14 protein-coding genes and 2 tRNA genes are annotated in these 17,058 nt (G+C 65.3%); 13 read left to right on the top strand and 3 right to left on the bottom strand.

Going from position 1 to position 17,058, the window contains the following annotated elements; genetic code table 11:
• Positions 1-74: 74 nt before the first annotated feature.
• Entirely contained in the window at positions 75-4,613 is a 4,539-nt protein-coding gene (gene gltB / locus H5V43_RS12575; RefSeq protein ID WP_025549948.1) for a glutamate synthase large subunit, read from the top strand.
• A gap of 9 nt (positions 4,614-4,622) precedes the next feature.
• Here gltB and H5V43_RS12580 read toward each other — a convergent pair whose 3' ends face one another.
• Positions 4,623-5,099 (bottom strand): hypothetical protein, encoded by a 477-nt coding sequence (locus H5V43_RS12580; RefSeq protein WP_025549949.1) that lies wholly within the window; start codon positions 5,097-5,099, stop codon positions 4,623-4,625.
• Positions 5,100-5,248: 149 nt separating this feature from the next.
• Here H5V43_RS12580 and H5V43_RS12585 point away from each other — a divergent pair.
• From H5V43_RS12585 to H5V43_RS12640, 12 genes are all read left to right on the top strand, one after another.
• Positions 5,249-5,335: transfer RNA gene (locus H5V43_RS12585), tRNA-Leu, on the top strand.
• Between the two features lie 305 nt (positions 5,336-5,640).
• On the top strand, positions 5,641-6,426 hold the full coding sequence (gene lptB / locus H5V43_RS12590) for an LPS export ABC transporter ATP-binding protein (RefSeq protein WP_025549950.1): 786 nt from the start codon (positions 5,641-5,643) through the stop codon (positions 6,424-6,426).
• Positions 6,427-6,474: 48 nt separating this feature from the next.
• On the top strand, positions 6,475-7,989 hold the full coding sequence (gene rpoN, locus H5V43_RS12595; RefSeq protein ID WP_099186394.1) for an RNA polymerase factor sigma-54: 1,515 nt from the start codon (positions 6,475-6,477) through the stop codon (positions 7,987-7,989).
• Positions 7,990-8,093: 104 nt separating this feature from the next.
• The gene (locus tag H5V43_RS12600) at positions 8,094-8,945 is read left to right on the top strand and encodes a D-amino-acid transaminase (RefSeq protein WP_025549951.1); all 852 of its coding nucleotides are present in this window, start codon (positions 8,094-8,096) and stop codon (positions 8,943-8,945) included.
• Between the two features lie 257 nt (positions 8,946-9,202).
• A complete protein-coding gene (locus H5V43_RS12605) occupies positions 9,203-10,207 on the top strand; it encodes a winged helix DNA-binding protein (RefSeq protein ID WP_025549952.1) in 1,005 nt (334 codons plus the stop codon).
• Positions 10,208-10,292: 85 nt separating this feature from the next.
• Positions 10,293-10,368: transfer RNA gene (locus H5V43_RS12610), tRNA-Val, on the top strand.
• Between the two features lie 88 nt (positions 10,369-10,456).
• Positions 10,457-10,630, top strand: a complete 174-nt coding sequence (locus H5V43_RS12615) for a hypothetical protein (protein WP_165363344.1) — start codon at positions 10,457-10,459, stop codon at positions 10,628-10,630.
• A 55-nt stretch (positions 10,631-10,685) separates the two neighbouring features.
• Entirely contained in the window at positions 10,686-10,913 is a 228-nt protein-coding gene (locus tag H5V43_RS12620) for a zinc-finger domain-containing protein (RefSeq protein WP_025549953.1), read from the top strand.
• Between the two features lie 100 nt (positions 10,914-11,013).
• Complete coding sequence (gene tldD / locus H5V43_RS12625) at positions 11,014-12,456, top strand: metalloprotease TldD (RefSeq protein WP_025549954.1); 1,443 nt, start codon at positions 11,014-11,016, stop codon at positions 12,454-12,456.
• 55 nt (positions 12,457-12,511) lie between these two features.
• Positions 12,512-13,087, top strand: a complete 576-nt coding sequence (locus tag H5V43_RS12630; protein WP_025549955.1) for a DUF924 family protein — start codon at positions 12,512-12,514, stop codon at positions 13,085-13,087.
• Positions 13,088-13,365: 278 nt separating this feature from the next.
• Positions 13,366-13,704: a P-II family nitrogen regulator gene (locus tag H5V43_RS12635; protein ID WP_013847864.1), complete on the top strand. Its 339-nt coding sequence runs from the start codon at positions 13,366-13,368 to the stop codon at positions 13,702-13,704.
• Positions 13,705-13,715: 11 nt separating this feature from the next.
• A complete protein-coding gene (locus H5V43_RS12640; protein ID WP_025549956.1) occupies positions 13,716-15,059 on the top strand; it encodes an ammonium transporter in 1,344 nt (447 codons plus the stop codon).
• A 101-nt stretch (positions 15,060-15,160) separates the two neighbouring features.
• Here H5V43_RS12640 and H5V43_RS12645 read toward each other — a convergent pair whose 3' ends face one another.
• Together H5V43_RS12645 and H5V43_RS12650 are read right to left on the bottom strand one after the other, a co-directional pair.
• Complete coding sequence (locus tag H5V43_RS12645) at positions 15,161-16,114, bottom strand: phytoene/squalene synthase family protein (RefSeq protein WP_025549957.1); 954 nt, start codon at positions 16,112-16,114, stop codon at positions 15,161-15,163.
• Between the two features lie 354 nt (positions 16,115-16,468).
• Positions 16,469-17,050 (bottom strand): LOG family protein, encoded by a 582-nt coding sequence (locus tag H5V43_RS12650; protein ID WP_025552142.1) that lies wholly within the window; start codon positions 17,048-17,050, stop codon positions 16,469-16,471.
• Positions 17,051-17,058 lie beyond the last annotated feature (8 nt).

The following is a 17,058-nucleotide window of genomic DNA, read 5'->3' on the forward strand; positions in this document are numbered from 1 at the left end:
CGATGCCGGCAACCAACGGAATGACAGCGGCCTTACCCAAAGACAGGGACGGCCACAGGCAAGGGTAAGTCATCATGACCGACACCAATTTCATGGCCAGCCCCGAAGAACGCGCACGGATCGCGGCCGAGGGCATGTATCACCCGGAAATGGAAGGCGATGCCTGCGGCGTCGGACTGGTCGCCGCGACGGACGGCCGCCCGAGCCGTCGCGTGGTCGCCAGCGCCATCGACGCGCTGAAGGCCGTCTGGCATCGCGGCGCGGTCGACGCCGACGGCAAGACCGGCGACGGCGCGGGCATCCATGTCGACCTGCCGGTGCGTTTCTTCGATGACGCCATTGCCGACTCCGGCCACAAGCCGCTGCCCAACCGCCTTGCCGTCGGCATGATCTTCCTGCCGCGCACGGATTTGAGCGCGCAGGAAACCTGCCGCACCATCGTCGAGGCGGAGATCATCGACGCGGGCTACACCATCTATGGCTGGCGCCAGGTGCCCGTCGACGTCTCCGTCATCGGGGAGAAGGCGCAGCGCACCCGTCCGGAAATCGAGCAGATCATGATCGCCGGTCCCATGCCGGAAGAACGCGATCAGGCCGAGTTCGAAAAGGACCTCTACCTCATCCGCCGCCGGATCGAGAAGAAGGTGATCGCCGCGCAGATTCAGGATTTCTACATCTGCTCGCTGTCGTGCCGCTCGATCATCTACAAGGGCCTGTTCCTCGCGGAATCGCTGTCGGTCTTCTATCCCGACCTGCAGGACGAGCGGTTCGAGAGCCGGGTCGCGATCTTCCACCAGCGCTATTCGACCAACACCTTCCCGCAATGGTGGCTGGCCCAGCCGTTCCGCACGCTCGCGCATAATGGTGAGATCAACACCATCCGCGGCAACAAGAACTGGATGAAGAGCCACGAGATCAAGATGGCTTCGCTCGCCTTCGGTGAGCAGTCGGAGGACATCAAGCCGGTGATCCCGGCGGGCGCGTCCGATACGGCCGCGCTCGACGCCGTGTTCGAAGCCATCTGCCGTTCGGGCCGCGACGCGCCGACCGCGAAGCTGATGCTCGTGCCCGAAGCCTATCAGTCGGCCAGCGCCGAACTGCCCCAGGCGCATGCGGACATGTATGAATATCTCGCCTCCGTGATGGAGCCGTGGGACGGCCCCGCCGCGCTGGCGATGACCGACGGCCGCTGGGTCGTGGCGGGCGTCGACCGCAATGCGCTGCGCCCGCTGCGCTACACGCTGACCGGCGACAATCTGCTGATCGTGGGTTCGGAAACCGGCATGGTCGTCGTGCCCGAAACCACCATCGTGCGGAAGGGCCGTATGGGTCCGGGCCAGATGATCGCCGTCGACCTGCAGGAAGGCACGATCTACGACGATCATGAGATCAAGGACCAGATTGCGGGCGAGCGCCCCTATTCGGAACTGATCAAGGACTTCATGACGGTCAATGATCTGGGCGATGTGCCCAGTGCCCTGCCTTCATGGGACAAGGCCGAACTGACGCGCCGTCAGGTCGCCGCCAACCTGACGCTTGAAGACATGGAGCTGATCCTCGCGCCGATGGTCGAGGATGCGAAGGAAGCCGTCGGATCGATGGGCGACGACACGCCGCTGGCCGTCATTTCCGACAAGCCGCGCACGGTCAGCCATTTCTTCCGCCAGAATTTCAGCCAGGTCACCAACCCGCCGATCGATCCGCTGCGGGAACGCTATGTCATGAGCCTGAAGACGCGCTTTTCCAACCTCCACAACATATTGGAGCAGGACGCGCAGAACAGCCATGTGCTGGTGCTGGATTCGCCGGTGCTGACCTCTTCCGAATGGGCGAAGCTGAAGGGGCATTTCGGCCCTGCGGTGGCCGAGATCGACTGCACCTTCCCGGCCGAGGGCGGGCAGGAGCAGTTGCGCGCCGCCATCGCCCGCATCCGGGAGGAAGCGGAACAGGCCGTGCGCGAAGGCCGCACCGAAATCTTCCTGACCGACGAGCATGTCAACGCCGACCGCGTCGCCATCGCCGGCGTGCTGGCGGCGGCGGCGGTGCATACGCATCTCGTCCGCAAGGGCCTGCGCAGCTATGCGTCGATCAACGTGCGCTGCGCCGAAGCGCTCGACACCCATTATTTCGCGGTGCTGATCGGCGTCGGCGCGACCACGGTGAACGCCTATCTGGCCGAAGCCAGCATCGCCGACCGCCATGCGCGGGGGCTGTTCGGCGATCTGACGCTGGACGCCTGCTTCGAACGCTATCGCATCGCCATCAACGAAGGCCTGCTGAAGATCATGTCCAAAATGGGCATCGCGGTCATCAGCAGCTATCGCGGCGGCTATAATTTCGAAGCGGTGGGCCTCAGCCGCGCGCTGGTCAACGACCTGTTCCCCGGAATGCCCGCGAAGATTTCGGGCGAGGGCTATCAGTCGCTCCACTACAGCGCGAAGCTGCGCCACGACACCGCCTATGACAGCGCCATCGTGCGCCTGCCGGTAGGCGGCTTCTACCGCCAGCGCAATGGCGGCGAGACGCACGCCTATTCGGCGCAGCTCATGCACCTGTTGCAGACCTCGGTCGCGACCGACAGCTATTCGACCTATCTGCAATTCTCGCGCGGCGTGCGCGATTTGCCGCCGGTCTATCTGCGCGACCTCTTGGAATTCAACTTCGCCCGCGAGGCGGTGCCGATCGACGAGGTCGAGGCGACCACCGAGATCCGCAAGCGCTTCGTGACGCCGGGCATGTCGCTGGGCGCGCTCAGCCCCGAAGCGCATGAGACGCTGGCCATCGCCATGAACCGCATCGGCGCCAAGGCCGTGTCGGGCGAAGGCGGCGAGGATGCGAACCGCTTCAAACCCTATGAGAATGGCGACAACGCCAATTCAGTGATCAAGCAGATCGCGTCGGGCCGCTTCGGCGTCCATGCGGAGTATCTGGGGTCGGCCGAGGAAATCGAGATCAAGGTCGCGCAGGGTGCCAAGCCCGGCGAGGGCGGCCAGCTCCCCGGTTTCAAGGTGACCGAGTTCATCGCCAAGCTGCGTCACGCGACGCCGGGCGTGACGCTGATCTCGCCGCCGCCGCACCATGACATCTACTCGATCGAGGATCTCGCGCAGCTCATCTACGACTGCAAGATGATCAATCCCCGCGCCCGCGTCTGCGTCAAGCTGGTCAGCCAGGCGGGCATCGGCACCGTGGCGGCGGGCGTGGCGAAGGCCCACGCAGACGTCATCCTGGTCGCGGGCCATGTCGGCGGCACCGGCGCTTCGCCGCAGACGTCGGTCAAATATGCGGGCACGCCCTGGGAAATGGGCCTCAGCGAAGCCAATCAGGTGCTGACGCTCAACGGCCTGCGCCATCGGGTGAAGCTGCGTACCGACGGCGGGCTCAAGACCGGCCGCGACATCGTGATCGCGGCGATATTGGGCGCGGAAGAGTTCGGCATCGGCACACTGTCGCTGGTCGCCATGGGCTGCATCATGGTGCGCCAGTGCCACAGCAACACCTGCCCCGTCGGCGTCTGCGTGCAGGACGAGCGCCTGCGCGAAAAATTCACCGGCACGCCGGAGAAGGTCATCAACCTCATGACCTTCATCGCGGAGGAAGTGCGCGAGATTCTGGCGCGTCTGGGCTATCGCAGCCTGGACGAGGTGATCGGGCGGACCGAACTGCTGAAGCAGGTCAATCGCGGCGCCGAGCATCTGGACGATCTGGACCTCAACCCGATCCTCGCCAAGGTGGATGCGCCCGACGACCAGCGCCGTTTCAGCCTGACGGAATGGCGCAACCCGGTGCCCGACAGCCTTGACGCGCAGATGATGAAGGACGCCCGCGCGGTGTTCGAACGCGGCGAGAAGATGCAGCTCACCTATACGGTGCGCAACACGCATCGCGCCGTGGGCACCCGCCTGTCGGCCGCCGTCACGGAGAAGTTCGGCATGTCGACGCTGGCGGACGGCCATCTGACCGTGCGGCTGCGCGGTTCGGCCGGCCAGTCCCTGGGCGCCTTCCTGTGCAAGGGCATCAAGCTGGAGGTCTTCGGCGACGCCAACGACTATGTCGGCAAGGGGCTGTCGGGCGGCATCATCACGGTGCGCACCACGGTGTCCTCGCCGCTGTCGAGCAAGGACAACACCATCATCGGCAACACCGTGCTCTACGGCGCGACCAGCGGGAAGCTGTTCGCGGCGGGACAGGCCGGGGAACGCTTCGCCGTCCGCAATTCGGGCGCTCAGGTGGTGGTCGAGGGCTGCGGCGCGAACGGCTGCGAATATATGACCGGCGGCACCGCGGTCATCCTGGGCAGAACCGGCGCCAATTTCGGCGCGGGCATGACGGGCGGCATGGCCTTCATCCTGGACGAGGACGGCAGCTTCCCGACACGCGCCAATCCGGAAAGCATCGTCTGGCAGCGGCTGGAAAGCGCCCATTGGGAGGCGGAGCTGAAGGCGCTGATCGCCCAGCATGCGGTGGCGACCGACAGCAAATGGTCGAACACGATCCTGGACGATTGGGACCGCTGGCGCCGCTACTTCTGGCAGGTCTGCCCGAAGGAAATGGTGAACCGCCTCGCCCATCCGCTGAGCGATGCGCCGACGCAGGTCGTTGCCGCCGAATAAGCGGCCGGTTCAGTAAGACAGGGCAGCGTCCGCCGGGGCTTCCTCGGCGGACGTTCTGCTTTCGGGCGCCTGCGCGATCCGGACGGGCTGGAAACTGCCTGCGCTCTCGCCATCGGCGAATCTTTCGATGGAGGCCGGCCACGTTCGGACGGTCTGGGGCGGTTCGGCATGATCAGGCGCCATCTCGTCCCCCTGCGCCGCATAATCGCGCACAACAGGATCGTTCATTCCGTCCCAGCCAGCCATGTCGGCCGCCATCTGCCTGTCCGCAAGCGTCGGACCGCAGCCGTCGCAGCGAACGATGGCGGGGCCGGTCAGATCGGCCGACCCCATGTCGTAACCGGTCCCGTCGGGACTGACCGCCTGCGGCAAGGAGGTTTCGGTTCCAGGCCTGGGCTGTGTCGTGGCGTACAGGCCCAGACCGAAGCCGCCGGTCAGCGCCACCCCGGCACATGCACATGAAAACAACCAGAAACGCGCGGACATGGGGCAACCCTTCCTCTATCCTTCACCCGCCCCCTGACTTTCTCCGACCAAAACAACGCAAATGAAGATCGGTTGTTGCATGAGGAAAAAGCCTTTGCTAAGGGCCGCCTCCTACCAAGGCACCGGCCCCGCCGGTTCCCGGAAAATGTGCGGTCGTGGCGGAATTGGTAGACGCGCAACGTTGAGGTCGTTGTGGCCGAAAGGCCGTGGAAGTTCGAGTCTTCTCGACCGCACCATTTTCCTTGAGATCCAATAGTCTCATCATCGCCAAGTTCGGAAACGCAGCGATGCGTATGCGGGCAGCATATGGTTGGCTGGTTGGAAAATATTGCCGGGCGCGCTCGCCAACCGAGGATGCTTCCCGCCATCGTCATTGAAAGCGCCACCGCCAGTCCCAATCTTGCGGCCTTTCACAGCCCTAAAAGGCGCATGGAACCATTTTCCCCTTGCCCCGGCGGCGATCCCATGCACAAAGCTTGCCAATTGCCGCGCGGGTCATGGAATCAACCCGCAAGAAGCATGCGGCAGCAAGGATGACGTGATGGACGACGTGATGATGCAGGACCGCTCAGCCCCGGCATCGCCCCTTCCCCCGCAGGAAGTGGGAGAAGGCCTGTCCGTCATCTCCATCGCCAAAAGCTATGACAAGCGCGTCGTGCTGGCCGATGTGTCGCTGACCGTCGGCAAGGGCGAGGTGGTCGGCCTGCTCGGCCCCAATGGCGCGGGCAAGACGACCTGCTTCTATTCGGTGATGGGGCTGGTGCGGCCGGACCATGGCCGCATCGTGCTGGACGGGCAGGACATCACCGGCCTGCCCATGTACCGCCGGTCGATATTGGGGCTGGGCTATCTGCCGCAGGAAACATCGATCTTCCGCGGCCTGACCGTGGCGCAGAATATCGGCGCGGTGCTGGAACTGGCGGAACCGGACAGGGCGGCGCGGCAGGCGCGGCTGGAACAGTTGCTGGAGGAATTCGGCCTGACCCGGCTGCGCGATTCCTCCGCCATGGCGCTGTCGGGCGGCGAGCGGCGGCGGTGCGAGATCGCCCGCGCTCTGGCGGCCAATCCGTCGATCGTGCTGCTGGACGAGCCGTTCGCGGGCATCGATCCGCTGTCCATCGCGGATATTCGCGACCTGGTGAAGCAGTTGAAGACGCGCGGCATCGGCGTCCTCATCACCGACCATAATGTCCGCGAGACGCTGGAGATCGTGGACCGCGCCTGCATCATTTATGACGGCAAGGTGCTGTTCGCGGGCAGCCCGACGGAGCTGGTCGCCAATGCCGATGTGCGTCGGCTCTATCTGGGCGAGAATTTCTCGCTCTGACATGGGCGGCGGGCGGGTCCTTCCTGACGGCGGCGAGGGGGAAGGCTGATGGCGCTCGCGCCCCGTCTCGACCTGCGGCAGAGCCAGTCGCTGGTGATGACGCCGCAGCTTCAGCAGGCGATCAAGCTGCTGGCGCTGTCCAATCTGGAGATCGAGGCGTTCGTCGCGGGCGAACTGGAAAAGAACCCGTTATTGGAATCCGGCGGAGCGGATGATTTCGCGCCGCCCGCCGACGGCGTGGACCGGGCGGCGGAACAGCATGACCTGCGCGCCGAGACCGGGGACGCTGACCAGTTGATCGGCCAGGGCCTGGGCGGCGCGGATTCGCCGCTGGACGTCGACTATAGCGCGGAGACCTTCATCGACGATGGGCCGGGCGACCGGATGGCGACGGCGGCCATCGGTTCCGGCGGCATGGACCTGCTGTCCGGCGGCAGCGGCGAGGCGCCGGATTTCGACAGCTTCGCCAATCCGGAGCAGGGCCTTCAGGAACATCTGATGGATCAGGCCCGCAGCGCGCTGTCGGGCATGGACCTGATGATCGCCGCGCAACTGATCGGGCAGATCGACGAGGCCGGCTATCTGGAGGCCAATCTGCTGGAGACCGCCCATGGCATGGGCGTGCCGCTTTATCAGGTCGAGCAGGTGCTGGCGGTGATCCAGGGTTTCGATCCGACGGGGGTCGGGGCGCGGTCGCTGTCGGAATGCCTGGCATTGCAGGCCAAGGAGGTCGATCGCTACGATCCCTGCATGGCGAAGCTGCTCGCCAATCTGGACCTGCTCGCCAAAGGTGCCCTCCCCCAGTTGCGCCGGATCTGCGGCGTGGATGAGGAGGATATGGCGGACATGATCCGCGAGCTGCGCGGCTATGATCCCAAGCCCGGCCTGCGCTTTTCCACCGAGAGCGCGGCGCCGGTGACGCCCGACCTGTTCGTGCGGCCGACGCGGGAGGGCTGGGCGATCGAGGTCAACAGCGCCACCCTGCCCCGCGTGCTGATCAACCGGACCTATTATGTCGAGCTGGCGTCCGGTCCGCAGGACAAGACGTCCAAGGCCTGGCTGGCCGACTGCCTCGCCAGCGCCAACTGGCTGGTGAAGGCGCTCGACCAGCGGCAGAAGACCATCATCAAGGTCGCGAGCGAGATCGTCCGCCAGCAGGAGGATTTCTTCCGCAAGGGCGTGGAGCATCTGAAGCCGCTGACGCTGAAGGCCGTGGCCGATGCGATCCAGATGCATGAATCGACCGTCAGCCGGGTGACGTCGAACAAATATCTGTCCTGCCCGCGCGGGCTTTACGAACTCAAATATTTCTTCACCAGCGGCGTTTCTGCGGCCGGGGGCGACGGCGCGGTGTCGGCTGAGGCAGTCAAGAGCCACATCAAGGCGCTGATCGCGGCGGAGACGCCCGACGCCATCTTGTCCGACGACACGCTGGTCGACCTGCTGCGCGCCAAGGGCATGGACATCGCCCGCCGCACCGTCGCCAAATATCGCGAGGCGATGGGGATCGGGTCATCGGTGCAGCGGCGGCGGCAGAAGGCGTTGCGCGGGCAGGCGGCTTAGCGCGGGTTTAGGGGAGAGGGTACAAATCCGCTCATAAGCTTGACCCGGCCAACACAAGCGGCAACATCAGCCATCTATTCCCTCAAGGATTTCATCGTCATCCCATGTCCATCGCCTATCTGAACGGCCGCTTCCTGCCGCTGGAGCAAGCCCAGGTCTCCGTGCTGGATCGCGGTTTCCTGTTCGCGGACGGCATTTATGAGGTCGCGGCGGTGATCGACGGCAAGCTGGTCGACAGCGCGTCCCATCTCGCCCGGCTGGAGCGGTCCACCCAAGCGATCGGCATCGCCCTGCCCCTCTCCCTGACGGAGATCGAGGCGGCACAGAAGGAACTGGTGGCGCGCAATGCGCTGGCCGAAGGGCTGGTCTATCTCCAGATCACGCGCGGCGCCGATGCGACCCGCGATTTCCTGCCCTCGCCCGGCATCCAGCCCACGCTGGTCATGTTCGTCCAGGCCAAGCCTTTCCTCGACGTGCCCGCCGTGCGCAACGGGATCGCGGTCGCGACCATGCCCGACCTGCGCTGGGCGCGGCGCGACATCAAGAGCGTCGGCCTGCTCGCCCAGGCCATGGCCAAGCGCGCCGCCGCCGAAGCAGGCGCGCAGGAGGCCTGGATGGTCGAGGACGGCTTTGTCACGGAGGGGGCTTCGTCCACCGCCTTCATCGTGACGGAGGAGGGCATCGTCACCCGGCCCTATAGTCAGGCGGTGCTGGCGGGCTGCACCGGCGCGGCGCTGACCGCGCTGGCGGAGGAAAGCGGCATCGCCATCGTCCGCCGTCCCTTCACCGTTGCGGAAGCGTTGGCGGCGAAGGAAGCCTTCATCACCAGCGCGTCGACGCTCTGCCAGTCGGTGGTGCGGATCGACGGCCGGGCCATCGGGGACGGCAAGCCCGGCCCGCTCGCGATGCGGCTGCGCACGCTCTATATCGACTTTGCGCGGCGCACCGCTGTCTGAGCAAAAGGCGGTTTGAGCAAAAGAACGCGCAAAACTTGATCCGTTTCGGATGAACTAAGGGAATGCCGCCATTCCCGCCATTTCGGCGGGGATCGAGGCTCCATTTTGGCGGTCCGTTACGGTGAGGCCGGAAAAGAGCCGTTTACAGAGCGCTCCGTGAACGCGATGGGCGGCATTATCTCCATAATGGAGAATGGTTTGGCTGCGTAACGACGGCGTTGCGATAAGCTGGAACAAACAGGATGGAGATTTTCGGCGTGGGTTTGGATCATGATGAGATCGGTTTCGGCGCATCCCTGGACCAACCCTTCGGCGCGCGGGACGAGCGGCCGGGCCTGCTGATCCTGGCCGACGACATCTATCTGGACGACGCCGCGATGCTGAGCCAGGCGGCGGGCCTTCGGCTGCTGGGCGCGGTGCCGCTGGACCAGGCGTCGACCCGGCTGGACGTGCAGATCGGCTGCGACATCATCCTGTGCTTCTGCCCGACGCCCGATCCGATGATCGAGCGGCTGCTGGTGCAGATCGAGACCTTGGCCCTGCAGAACGACATGCCGGTCATATTGGTGGCCGATCTGGGAACCGTCGATCTTGCCTATGCCTGCCTGCGCAGCGAGCGGACGCAATTGCTTTGCCGGCCGGGGCATACGGATCTGGCCGCCGCCCTTCTGGCGGCCGCCCGCCAGAGGCCGTCCGGATCGCTGCACGAGGCGAACCGGGATAATGAAGGCCTGCGGTTGCAACAGTTGAGCGACGAGGTGAGCCGCCTCGCCCGCACGCTGGAGGCGCTGACGCTGCGCCCGCGCCATGCGACGCCGTCCTTCGAACTGGGGCCCCGCATATCGGACGAGCCGAGCGACTATATCGGCATGCCGGCGCTGGAACCGATCGGCAGCGCCGACAAGTCCGCCGATGCCGCGGCCCTGGAAGCGGCGCAGGTGCGCGACCTGTTGCGGGCGCGTCGATTGCGCGACGATTTCCTGCCCGCCGATCTGTTCGCTGACCCGGCCTGGGACATGCTGCTGGACCTGCTGGCGGCGCGGCTGGAGCATGAGCGCGTGTCCGTGTCCAGCCTGTGCATCGCATCGGCCGTGCCGCCCACCACCGCGCTGCGCTGGATCAGGACGCTGACCGAGATGGGCTTTGTCGACAGGCAGGCCGATCCGCATGACGGGCGCCGCGTCTTCATCGCGCTGGCCGACCACACGGCGGAGGCGCTGACCCGCTGGTTCACCGCCAGCCGCCGTTTCCTGTGCGCGTGACGTACCGGTGCGCATCGCCGCTTGACCGACGCCCGGATTGCCGTAGATAGGCGCGCACCGGACGCTTGGCATCAGGACAGGCATCGGGCGATTAGCTCAGTTGGTAGAGCGTCTCGTTTACACCGAGAATGTCGGCGGTTCGAGCCCGTCATCGCCCACCATGCCCCCTTCTTCGAGAAAGCTGTTCCCGCGGCCGGGGGAATGGCGTAAGGTTCCGGCAACGGAACGCTTTTGTGAGGCACTTGCATCATGTCTCTCACGCTTCTTCTCGCTGGAACGGTGGCCCCCTTCCTGCTGATGTTTTCGCCGGTTTCGCTGGCGGCCGCCCGCGATTGCCTGGATTGGGAAGCGCCGGCCAAGGCGGTGGACCTGGGCGTGGAGAAGCCCTGCCCGAAAAAGAAGCCGCCATTGCTGCTGATGTAAGCCCCGTCTCCACGGATATTGCGGCGCAGCGCCAGCGCTGCTAATCGGTGCGGCCATGATCCAGCCGCCTGAAATCATCCGAGTCACCAAGTCCCGCGTCTCCTGCGACGGTTCGGGCGACATTCCCGCCGCGCTCGGCCATCCGCGCGTCTTCCTTGAGATCGATGAGCATGGCTATATCGACTGCGGTTATTGCGACCGCCGCTTCGTGCTGGCCGGCAGCGTTGCGGATACCCCGGAAATCGCCGGGCTGCCGGATATTCCTTCGGGCGCCAGCCTTTAAGTAGGGCAATCCCATTCAAATCGTCATTCCCGCCTTAGCGGGGATGACGGAAATGCTTTTTTAATTGGGCTCAGCCTCTGCCGCCCCTATATCGGACGGCATGACCGATGCTGCTCCCCAGTTCACCGACGCCCGCGGCCTGCTCTACCGGCCCGGCCTGCTCGATCCTGACGGCGCGCGCCGCCTGACCGCCGAGGCGCTGAAAGGCTGCGACGATGGCGAACTCTACCTGCAATATCGGGCGAGCGAGAGCTTCGGATTCGATGACGGGCGGCTGAAGACCGCCGATTATTCGACCGATGCGGGCTTCGGCCTGCGCGGCGTGTCGGGCGAGATGACCGGTTTCGCCCATGCCAACGACATCAGCGAAACCGCGATCCGCCGGGCGGCCGAGACGCTGACGCTGCTCGATCCGGCCAAGGGGCAGCCCGCGCCGCCGCCGCAGCACACCAACCGCCATCTCTATACCGACGTCAATCCGCTGGAGATCGTCCCCTTTGCCGAGAAGGTGACGCTCTGCGCCGCCATCGACGCCGCCGCCCGCGCCCGCGATCCGCGCGTCGCGCAGGTGTCGGTGAGCCTGGCGGGAAGCTGGTCGGTGGTCGAGATCGTGCGCGCCGACGGCTTTACCGCGACCGACATCCGCCCGCTGGTGCGGCTCAACGTCTCCGTCATCCTGGAGGAGAATGGCCGCCGGGAGACGGGCGTGTTCGGCATTGGCGGGCGCTATCTCTACGATGAGGTGATGGAACCCGCCATCTGGAACCGCGCCATTGACGAGGCGCTGGCGCAGGCGCGGGTCAACCTGCGTTCCGTGGCCGCGCCCGCGGGCGAGATGACCGTGCTGCTGGGACCGGGCTGGCCGGGCGTGCTGGTGCATGAAGCCATTGGGCACGGCCTGGAAGGCGACTTCAACCGCAAGGGCACCAGCGCCTTTTCCGGCCGCGTGGGCCAGCAGGTCGCCGCGCCGGGCGTCACGGTGGTCGACGACGGATCGATCATGAGCCGGCGCGGCTCGCTCTCCATCGATGACGAGGGCACGCCGACGAAGGAAAATGTGCTGATCGAGGACGGCATCCTCAAGGGCTATATGCAGGACCGGCTGAACGCCCGGCTGATGGGTGTGGAGCCGACCGGCAACGGCCGCCGCGAAAGCTATGCGCACGCCCCGATGCCGCGCATGACCAACACCTTCATCAAGGGCGGACAGGACGATCCGGAAGAACTGCTGAGCCGGATGAAGTCGGGCATATTCGCGAAAAGCTTCGGCGGCGGGCAGGTTGACATCGTGTCGGGCAAGTTCGTCTTCTCCTGCACCGAGGCGTACAAGGTCGAGAATGGCAGGCTGGGCGAGCCGATCAAGGGCGCGACGCTGATCGGTGACGGGCCGACGGCGCTGACCAAGGTGATCGGCATCGGCCATGACTGGGCGCTGGACGAAGGCATCGGCATGTGCGGCAAGGCCGGGCAGAGCGTGCCGGCGGGCGTGGGCCAGCCCACCCTGCTGATGGAGGGCCTTACCGTGGGCGGCACGGCGACCTGAGGCACCAACGCCACGGGCGGAGGAACCAGCGTAAGAGTGCGTCTTTATCTCTTTCATGAACATGCTGACCGACAGCCATGATGCGGTGACCGCCGATTGGGCGGCTGCCCTGCTGGATTTCTGGTTCAACCGGATCGGGGAACAGGGGTGGTGGAGCCATGATCCGGCGCTGGACCGGGCCTGTCAGGCGCGCTTCCGCGCATTATGGGAGGAAAAGCGCCATTTGCCCGCCGAAGAGTTTCTGGAGCGGGCAGATGACGCGCTGGCGGCGGTGTTGCTGTTCGACCAGTTGCCGCGCAACATGTTCAGGGGATCGGCGGCGGCGTTTTCGACCGATCCTCTTGCCAGGGAAGTGGCGCGCGGTGCGGTTGCCCATGGCTATGACATCCAGATCGGCGGGGCGGGGCGTCTGTTCTTCTACATGCCCTTCCAGCACAGCGAAGCGCTGGACGACCAGAAACTTTCGCTAAGCCTGTTCGAGGGAGCGGGCGACGAGAAGTCGCTGGCCTTTGCGCGGGAGCATTATGAGATGATTGAACGCTTCGGCCGCTTTCCGCATCGTAATGCGACGCTGGGTCGTGCGAACAGACCGGGCGAGGAAGAAGCGGCGAAGGAAGGTGGAAGTTGGTGAAGGCTTGGTAAGGCTTTACCCCACTCCTCCGTCATGCTGGGCTGTTTCAGCATGACGTGGGGATGACTTCGTTACGATTGGCGGATGGCTTCATCCCAATTGGGGGGCCTGATCATAGGCAACGGCCGTGCCTAATTTTTAAGCATCGTCCTGACGCTGCCCATTTTTTCAGCGCCCTGTTTTGACGCACCGCATCAAAAGCCCGCATTAACCCGCCTTTTACGAATTGGCACGCCTCTTGCTGAGTAGTTTGTCGCACACCAGTAACAGGGGGCGACATGAAACTTGTCATGGCTATCATCAAGCCGTTCAAGCTTGACGATGTCCGCGAGGCACTTTCCTCGCTCGGCATCGCCGGCATGACGGTGAGCGAAGTGAAGGGCTTCGGCCGCCAGAAGGGGCAGACCGAAATCTATCGCGGCGCCGAATATTCGACCAACATGGTTCCGAAGATCAAGATCGAGGTGGTCTGCGACGACGACCTCGCGCCGCGCGTCGTGGAAGCCACCCAGGCCGCCGCCAATTCCGGCGCCATCGGCGATGGCAAGATCTTCGTTCTCGATGTCGAGCAGGCAGTGCGCATCCGCACCGGCGAAACCGGCGAAACCGCTCTGTAAGGGGGGAATTAATGACCTTTTCCAAGAAGCTTAGCGGCGTCGCGGGGGCCATGGGCCTGTCGCTGTTCGCCGCGATGCCCGCCTGGGCACAGGCCGCCGCGCCCGCGGCCACCGTCGACAAGGGCGATACGGCCTGGATGATGACCTCCACGGTCCTGGTGCTGGCGATGATCCTGCCTGGCCTGGCGCTGTTCTATGGCGGCCTGGTCCGCACCAAGAACATGCTGTCGGTCATGACGCAGATCGGCGCCGTGGCCTGCCTCGCCATGCTGATCTGGGTGATCTACGGCTATTCCATGGCGTTCGGCCCGGATTACACCAGCGGCCTCAGCAACTTCATCTCGACCTTCGACAAGGCCTTCCTGAAGGGCATCACGCCCGCATCGCAGGCGGCGACCTTCACCGCAGGCGTCGAAATCCCCGAATATGTGTTCGTCAGCTTCCAGATGACCTTTGCCGCGATCACCGTGGCGCTGGTGCTGGGTTCGGTGGTCGAGCGCATCAAATTCTCGGCCGTGATGGTGTTCGCCATCGTGTGGCTGACCATCGTCTACTTCCCGATCGCGCACATGGTCTGGGCAGCGAGCGGCCTGTTCTTCAAGGCTGGCGCGCTGGACTTCGCGGGCGGCACCGTGGTCCACATCAACGCCGGCGTCTCGGCGCTGGTCGCCTGCCTCATTCTGGGCAAGCGCGTGGGCTTCCCCAAGGAACCGATGCCGCCGCACAGCCTGACGCTGACCGGTGTCGGCACCGGCCTGCTGTGGGTCGGCTGGTTCGGCTTCAACGCCGGTTCGGCGCTGGAAGCCAATGGCTCGGCCGCTCTCGCGATGATCAACACCTTCGTCGCCACCGCCTCCGCCGGTCTGTTCTGGATGCTTGCCGAGCGCGTCAACGGCCACAAGGGTTCGGCCCTGGGCTTCTGTTCGGGCATCATCGCCGGTCTGGTCGCCGTCACCCCGGCCGCCGGCAATTCCGGCCCCTTCGGTGCGATCGTCCTGGGCGCCGTCGCTTCGATCGTCTGCTTCTATGCCGTCACCGTCCTCAAGCCGAAGCTCGGCTATGACGACTCGCTGGACGCCTTCGGCATCCACGGCATCGGCGGCATGATCGGCGCCATCGGCACCGCCATCGTCTACTCGCCCTCGCTGGGCGGTCCGGGCGCTGCGGACTATGACATGGGCGCCAAGCTGGTCGTCCAGATCGAAGCGGTCCTGACCACCATCGTCTGGGCGTCGATCGGCACCGCCATCGCCATCTTCATCGCCAAGGCGGTCACCGGCCTGCGCGTCAGCAAGGAGGTCGAACTGGAAGGCCTCGACCTCGGCGAACATGGCGAGCGCGCCTACAATCCGTAAGTTTGGCAGGGCGGGCCGGTAAGGACGGCCCGCCCGCCCCACCTTGTTCCTCCTGCGAACATGCCTTGGGACCGATGCGCAAGTATCGGTCCCTTTTTTTGTCAGGTCCGGGGGCGGGTCCAGAGCGTGTCCGGCCGCGATGTTCCGGCGGGCCAGCGGCGGGCGCGGCCCGGCACCTGAAGGCCCGCGCGAAGGACCCAGCGGAGCTTGTCGCCTTTCGGCGTGGTGACGCGATGGTCCCAGGCATGGTCGCCCCGGCGCGCCACTTCTCGGGCGATGTCGCCATAGATGCCGGCGGCGGCGAGGACCGCCCAGGCGGATCGCGGCGGCAGGGCGCCGGTGCCGTGGCGGGCGCTTTCCTCATAGGCGGCGGCCATGCCGGCCATGCGACGGGCAAGGATGGCGAGGCGCGGGCGGACCCACGGCTTCATATGCTCGCCCGGCGGGATGTCCATTTCGACCAGCCATTCCTCCGGCAGGTAGCAGCGGTCGGCGGCCTCATCCTCGCTGATGTCGCGGGCGATATTGGCAAGCTGGAAGGCAAGGCCCAGGTCGCAGGCGCGGTCGAGCGTGGCTTCGTCGCCGGGATCGACGCCCATCAGGATAGCCATCATGCAGCCGACCGTGCCTGCCACATGGTAGCAGTAGCGCAGCATGTCCGTCTCGCTGCGGGGGCGCCATTCGCGTGCGTCGAGGGCGAAGCCTTCGATCAGGTCATGAGCGTAGCGCTCCGGAATCGCGCATTCGCGCATGACGAGGCCGAAGCCGTCGAAGGCCGGGTCTCCGGTGGGTTCGCCCTGAAGCGCCGAACCGGTCAGCACGCGGATGGTGGAAAGGCGCGCCTGACCGTCCGCGACGCCGCGCATCGTGCCGCCATGGTCCTGCCCGTCCGCGATGTCGTCGCATTTGCGGCACCAGGCGTAGAGCAGCCATGCCCGTTCGCGGGTGGAACGGTCGAAGAGTCTGGAAGCGAGCGCGAAGGATTTGGAACCCCTGGCGATGCTGTCGCGAGCCTGGGCGATGAGGGAGGGGCGGTCAGGAAATTCGGAGGACATGGTCAGGACATGCCCTGCGCAGGCGCCAAAGTCACCCGACCTCCGTTCATTTCGAGCGAAGTTGAGAAACGGCTATCCGGCGTGGACAAATTCAAGACTCGCCGGATTGGGTGATTTGGGTGGATTGCGGACATTCCCCCTCCCGCCTGCGGGAGGGGGCTAGGGGGTGGGCTGGCGCGACATCAGCGTGAATTTTCAACGGCTAAGCTGGAAGCTCGCTACGCTCGCGCCCACCCCTAACCCCTCCCGTTTACGGGAGGGGAATGTCTTGGATTGGCCATTTCCCGGCATTCCGAACTTGTCCGCAGCGTGGCTCAGCGCTTCCCGTTTCTCGGAACGGGTCCTGCTATGGGATCACAGCCGATCCGCCTTCATCGCGAAGATGGTTTCATGTGGCTGATAGGCCGCCATCCTGTCGAGCAATGCCTCGATCGCGTTGGCATGGATCAGGATATTGGCGTGCTGCGCGCGGATGAAGCCCGCCTCCACCATATGCTGGTTGAAGGCGATGAGTTGGTCATAGAAGCCCGCGACATTGAGCAGGCCGACCGGCTTGCGGTGATAGCCGAGCTGCGCCCAACTGATCGCTTCCCACAATTCATCCATCGTGCCGACGCCGCCCGGCAAGGTCACGAAGCCGTCGGACAGGTCGGTGAAAAGCTGCTTGCGCTGGTGCATGGTCTGGACGACGTGCAGTTCCGTGCAGCCGCGATGGGCGACTTCGGCCCCGACCAGCGCTTCGGGGATGACGCCGATCACCTCCCCACCCGCTTCCAGCGCCGCATCGGCCACCGCGCCCATCAGTCCCAGCCGGCCACCGCCATAGACGACGCCGATGCCCCGTTCGGCGAGGATGCGTCCGACATGGCGGGCGGATTCGACATAGGCGGGATCGGCCGGGGTGGCCGAGCCGCAATAGACAGCCAGTCTCTTCATAAATCCTT

Origin of the sequence: Sphingobium fuliginis (assembly GCF_015074805.1) — a bacterium.
Taxonomy (GTDB): domain Bacteria; phylum Pseudomonadota; class Alphaproteobacteria; order Sphingomonadales; family Sphingomonadaceae; genus Sphingobium; species Sphingobium fuliginis.